At 39.7% G+C, this 5,014-nt stretch carries 6 protein-coding genes and 1 pseudogene; 6 read left to right on the forward strand and 1 reads right to left on the reverse strand.

Annotation, left to right across the window (positions count from 1 at the left end):
* The 6 genes from CXF78_RS09840 to CXF78_RS09865 all read left to right on the forward strand — a co-directional run.
* Positions 1-452: curlin (locus tag CXF78_RS09840; protein WP_102036665.1), on the forward strand; the 452-nt coding region annotated here is incomplete at its 5' end.
* A gap of 30 nt (positions 453-482) precedes the next feature.
* Positions 483-2,033 (forward strand): curlin, encoded by a 1,551-nt coding sequence (locus CXF78_RS09845; RefSeq protein WP_102036666.1) that lies wholly within the window; start codon positions 483-485, stop codon positions 2,031-2,033.
* 137 nt (positions 2,034-2,170) lie between these two features.
* Positions 2,171-2,803, forward strand: a complete 633-nt coding sequence (locus CXF78_RS09850) for a response regulator transcription factor (RefSeq protein ID WP_102036669.1) — start codon at positions 2,171-2,173, stop codon at positions 2,801-2,803.
* On the forward strand, positions 2,800-3,378 hold the full coding sequence (locus CXF78_RS21810) for a curli production assembly/transport protein CsgE (protein WP_243638413.1): 579 nt from the start codon (positions 2,800-2,802) through the stop codon (positions 3,376-3,378). The genes CXF78_RS09850 and CXF78_RS21810 overlap by 4 nt, the downstream gene beginning before the upstream one ends.
* 12 nt (positions 3,379-3,390) lie before the next feature.
* Positions 3,391-3,792 (forward strand): curli assembly protein CsgF, encoded by a 402-nt coding sequence (locus CXF78_RS09860; RefSeq protein WP_102036667.1) that lies wholly within the window; start codon positions 3,391-3,393, stop codon positions 3,790-3,792.
* Between the two features lie 2 nt (positions 3,793-3,794).
* Positions 3,795-4,646, forward strand: coding sequence for a CsgG/HfaB family protein (locus CXF78_RS09865; RefSeq protein ID WP_102036668.1), 852 nt, complete (start codon positions 3,795-3,797; stop codon positions 4,644-4,646).
* A gap of 155 nt (positions 4,647-4,801) precedes the next feature.
* Here the strand turns inward: CXF78_RS09865 and CXF78_RS09870 are convergent.
* Positions 4,802-5,014, reverse strand: a pseudogene (locus CXF78_RS09870) (peptidase M61); the annotation flags it as partial.

Raw genomic sequence — 5,014 nt, forward strand, 5'->3', positions numbered from 1 at the left:
TTTCTAGTTTAGGACAACAAGATTTAAGCGACATAGATGAGCTCAATATTGGTATTAATAATAGAGCTTATGTGAGTCAAAATGGCGATGAGTTATCAATCAATGTAAATCAGAGTGGATTCAGTAATCGCTTTAACTCCATACAATTGGGCAATAACAATCAAATATCTTCCACTCAGCAAGGCATTCTCAATGGTGCTGCTGTACTTCAGTCTGGAAGTGATATTGAAGCCAATATTTACCAATCAGGGTTTAATAACCAAGTGATTGCAAGTCAGGTTGGTTTCAATTTATTGATGGACGTTAGCCAAATTGGCATTAGCAACTTAGCTATTATTAACCAGACTGGTAATGATAATACCATTCGGATCCAACAATACGGTTTTGGAAATGCTGTCGGTGTCACTCAATGGGGGACAACACAGAATGTGAACGTAACTCAAAGAAATTAATCTATTCAATCAAATGAAGGGAATACAAAGATGAAATATTCTAAATTAGCTTTATTAATATCTGCTGTTTTATTAACTTCAGTAAGTGCGTATGCAAGTAACAACGAAGCCGATGTTAGTCAAGAAGGAGATCTAAATACTGCAGTGGTTGTTCAACAAAATAATAGTGTTGCTAATGACGCATCTATTGTCCAAATTGGCGATAGTAATCTCTCAACGATTTCACAAGCTGAAACGTCAAACTCCCAAGCTACATCCTATCAAGAGGGGGATGGGAATACATCTTTGATTGATCAACATAATGCAACAAGCACAGCTAATGCATCTGTTGAATCTATTGGTAATGCTAACCAAGCGAATGTCGTACAGGAATTTTTTAACGGTGAGAATGCTCAAGCAATTGTTAACCAAAATGGCAATGGAAACATAGCAACCGTCACTCAAAATGACGGTGACGGTGCACAGTCTACGGTTAATCAAACTGGCAGTGAAGATACCGCCGAAATTTATAATCATTGGTCAGACTTTGCTGATGCAACCATTAATCAATCAGGAAACTCTAACAATAATGCTTATATTCAGCAGGAATCATCAGATGCTGCCAGTGCCACATTAACCCAAACTGGTTCAAATAATATTGGTGATATATTACAAAACACTCAAAATTATGGTGGAGCAACCAGTGACGATACCGTTGCAATATTAGAGCAGGAAGGTAATGACAATATTGGCTTAGTTGAGCAAGCTGGTTTGTCTAATATGGCAAATGTATATCAAAATGGTGAATCACATGATGCACATGTGACTCAAAGTGGCGGTAATAATGACGCTCAAGTTAACCAATACGGTTTGAATCAAACCGCAACGGTATTGCAAATGGACTTTGATCATGTTGCAACCGTCAATCAGTCAAATGAAGGTAATACTGCAACGGTGACTCAAAGTGCGTTAACTCTTGGCAATGGCAATGGTAACGGCAACGGTAATTCAGGTTCTGGTAACAATGCTACTGTTGACCAAGAAGGTATGGGTGATACCGCTACGATTGCGCAAGCTGGTTTCTCAAACGAAGCAATAGTGTTTCAAGGGGCGTTCAGTTATGACAACACGATTGCGATTAACCAATCAGGTCATCATAACTATGCAGGTGCCTCAACTGACTCTGGTGGATTCAGTACCGTTACAGTGAATCAAACTGGGCATCATAATGAAGTTAATAGCCGACCAAATGGTAGTAATTTTTATGGTGAAGGGATCGGTGCTGGTACATGGGGGACGGATAACGTTGTTACCGTTGATCAGAATGGACATCATAATAAAGCCTATGCCGATGCAGCTGATGTTTCAACAATCATTGATATAGATCAGACTGGTCATCATAACGAGGCCTATGCTGAATCTTGGTGGGGTGATACTAACGAAATTGTTATTAGTCAAACAGATGCTATGAACTTCGCAGATGTATACGTTGAAGGGTTAGGTAACAATACTGTTCATGTTACTCAAGCGGATATGCATAATTCAGCGATAGCTACCAGTACAGGTTATGGTAACACTGTGACGATAACTCAAGGTTTGTAGTACATAAGTATAATAAAGGGTGTGTAAGCACCCTTTTGACTAATTGTTAAATGATAAAAGCCTTGCTAATCTTGTTTCACATTGATGCACATTCTGTTTAAAGAGCATCTAGTTCATCTTCACATGGAGTGTAAATGATGTTTAAAGTCGTAAATTGGATGATTGTTTCTCGGTCACAGTTATTGATCGATTTACTTGATTGCCGCTGGCCACAAGAATTTTTAATCAAATTGACTAAAACTCAGCCCAATGGAATGGCAAAAATGTTAGCAAGTGAGCCTATTTCAGTTGTAGTATTTGATTTGTCGACTATTGATTTACAGCAAACTTATCAATTACAACGCCTCATTGAACGCGAATATTGCGCTATTCACACTGTGTTTTTAAATTTTCCTAAGCAGCTTGATACTAAATTTTTAATTCACCCTTCAACAACAATAGGTGTGTTTTATTCTGATGCTAGTTTAGCGGAAATAAGCCAGGGTTTGAATGAAATACTCAAAGGTCGAAGTGTTATGCCGCAAGGCTTGCAACGTTCAATCTTAAACGATGAGCATGACGATGACAGTGAGCAACTGACCATTCGTGAACGTGAAGTATTGCAAACTTTATTGTCTGGTAGCACTAATCTCGATATCGCTAATCAACTCTTTGTCAGTGAATCCACCATTAAAACACATCTATATCGTGCGTTTCGCAAAATTGGTGTGTCGAGTCGTGGTCAAGCCATTGCTTGGGCACAAACTCATATGCATGAGGTGAGAGTGTGAAAAATCTGTCAGTGATACTCATTTGCTTGATTGCGAGTCAGGCAATTTTGTTTAGTGATGCTATCGCTGATGATCGTAAAGATGTTGACGTTAATGTCCCTGAGTTTACTAAAGCTAACATTGCGCCAACCACGGATGACGTAATCCCAGAATCCACCGCCTCAAAAGCTCAAGAGAATTTATTGCATTCAACTGAACCTGTTGTGAGTGTCAGTGATGCAAAACCTAAGCGTGAAGCTGATTTAATTGATGGGTTAATCTTAAATAGAGCCATGACAAGATTTGGCCACCGTTTTTATCGAGAATTTGTTAGCGCTTATCGTGATATCAATGGCATGAGCAACCACTCGGGGCTCACTGTTGTAGAACAAGCCACAGCAAGAAGTGGTAGTAAAATTTTAGTGTTGCATAATCGCAAGCCGGTTTTTGTGACGTTTTTATCCCCAGCATCGCGCAATATTGATGCACAAGCTAACATGGCAGCAAAGCGGGTAAATGCTTCCTTGTTGCAATATCAACGACAGGCAAAATGGGCGGCATTTTCAGACCCCGATCTTGCTCCTGATGAATTTTAGCAGGGAATGCATATGAAAAAATTATTACTAATCTTATCAATAACATCATTTAGTTTTCCCTTAGCCGCGACTCAACTGGTATATACCCCAGTTAATCCTGCGTTTGGGGGCAGTTACCTAAATGGTAGTTATTTGTTGGCGAATGCGTCCGCGCAAAATGATCACCAGTCTAGTTCGGGTTATGTCGCTCCTACTGCACTTGAACGTTTAGCGAGTTCGCTGCAATCGCGCTTAATGAGCCAACTGTTTAATGATGCGGCAAATGGTGGTGAAGGTTATTTAAAAACCGATGACTTTGAAATAAACGTGGTCAATGAAGATGGATCTTTACTGGTTCATATCACTGATTTATTAACCGGCGAGACGACCATCATCGAAGTTGGTGGTATTGTCGGCGCATCAACAGGGGGCTAATCATGAAAAGACTATTGCTTAGCTTATTTATTTTATCTTTGAGCGCATGTTCTTCGATAAAAAGTGAATTCGACGGTATTGAAGCAACCACGAGTTTAATGCCAAAGGGCGATACTTATTATGATTTAGTGAGCTTACCATCACCCCAAGGAAGTATGGTAGCCGCAGTATACGATTTTCGTGATCAAACGGGTCAATACAAACCTATACCTTCAAGTAATTTTTCAACTGCAGTGCCACAATCTGGAACGGCTTTCTTAGCTCAGGCGCTTAACGATTCAGCCTGGTTTGTGCCAGTTGAGCGAGAAGGGTTACAGAATTTACTGACCGAACGAAAAATTGTTCGTGCAGGACTCAATGGTGACGCCAGTAAGCTGCCACAATTAAATAGTGCCCAAATTTTGATGGAAGGTGGCATTGTTGCTTACGACACCAATGTTAAAACCGGTGGTGCAGGCGCTCGTTATTTAGGAATAGGTGCGTCTGGTCAATATCGTGTCGATAGCATAACGGTTAATTTACGCGCGGTCGATATCCGCACAGGCCGATTATTAAGCAGTGTGACAACGACTAAGGCTGTTATTTCAAAAGAAATTACAGCAGGTGTATTTAAATTTATTGATGCGCAAGAATTACTAGAGGCAGAAGCGGGCTACACCTCAAACGAACCTGTGAGTTTGTGTATTGCCGCCGCGATAGAAAGTGCGGTGGTGCATATGATCGCTGATGGTATTTGGAAACGAGCTTGGAATTTACTTGACCCAGCATCTGGGGTAAAAAACTCAACACTACAAAAATATTGGTTAGAAGCACATACCGAAAACCAAGTATTAGAACGGATTAAGCAAAGCTAGTCGTATTGATACATTTGTATAGCAATAGAAAACATCTATAAAAAAGGATATCAAATTGATATCCTTTTTTATTTACAGTTTTGATTGCGGTTTGTGAACAATATTGAAGATATTCAGTAAATTAATTCTCAAAAACAGTGAATTATTAATCCGAATTAACCAAGCCATAATTGTGTTTTAGTCGCATCGTTGATGTTAAGTGAAATCGTGTCTAAAACCGCTTCACTAATCGTTAATGTTCCTTGCATCAATTCATCTCGTCTAAACCAATGCAAAGTGATTTGTTCGCCAAGGGTTCGACTTTGCAGTTGTTGTTCAAATTGACTCGTTACCTGCAAGTTGTCTGCTGCAATTAATAAATCACCCGC

The organism is Shewanella sp. 11B5 (genome assembly GCF_002836795.1).
Taxonomy (GTDB): Bacteria; Pseudomonadota; Gammaproteobacteria; order Enterobacterales; family Shewanellaceae; genus Shewanella; species Shewanella frigidimarina.

Excerpts from the sequence above, each read along its gene's own strand:
- CXF78_RS09845 (WP_102036666.1), top strand. The coding sequence starts at position 483 with ATGAAATATTCTAAATTAGCTTTATTAATATCTGCTGTTTTATTAACT.
- CXF78_RS09850 (WP_102036669.1), top strand. The coding sequence starts at position 2,171 with ATGTTTAAAGTCGTAAATTGGATGATTGTTTCTCGGTCACAGTTATTG.
- CXF78_RS09860 (WP_102036667.1), top strand. The coding sequence starts at position 3,391 with ATGAAAAAATTATTACTAATCTTATCAATAACATCATTTAGTTTTCCC.
- CXF78_RS09865 (WP_102036668.1), top strand. The coding sequence starts at position 3,795 with ATGAAAAGACTATTGCTTAGCTTATTTATTTTATCTTTGAGCGCATGT.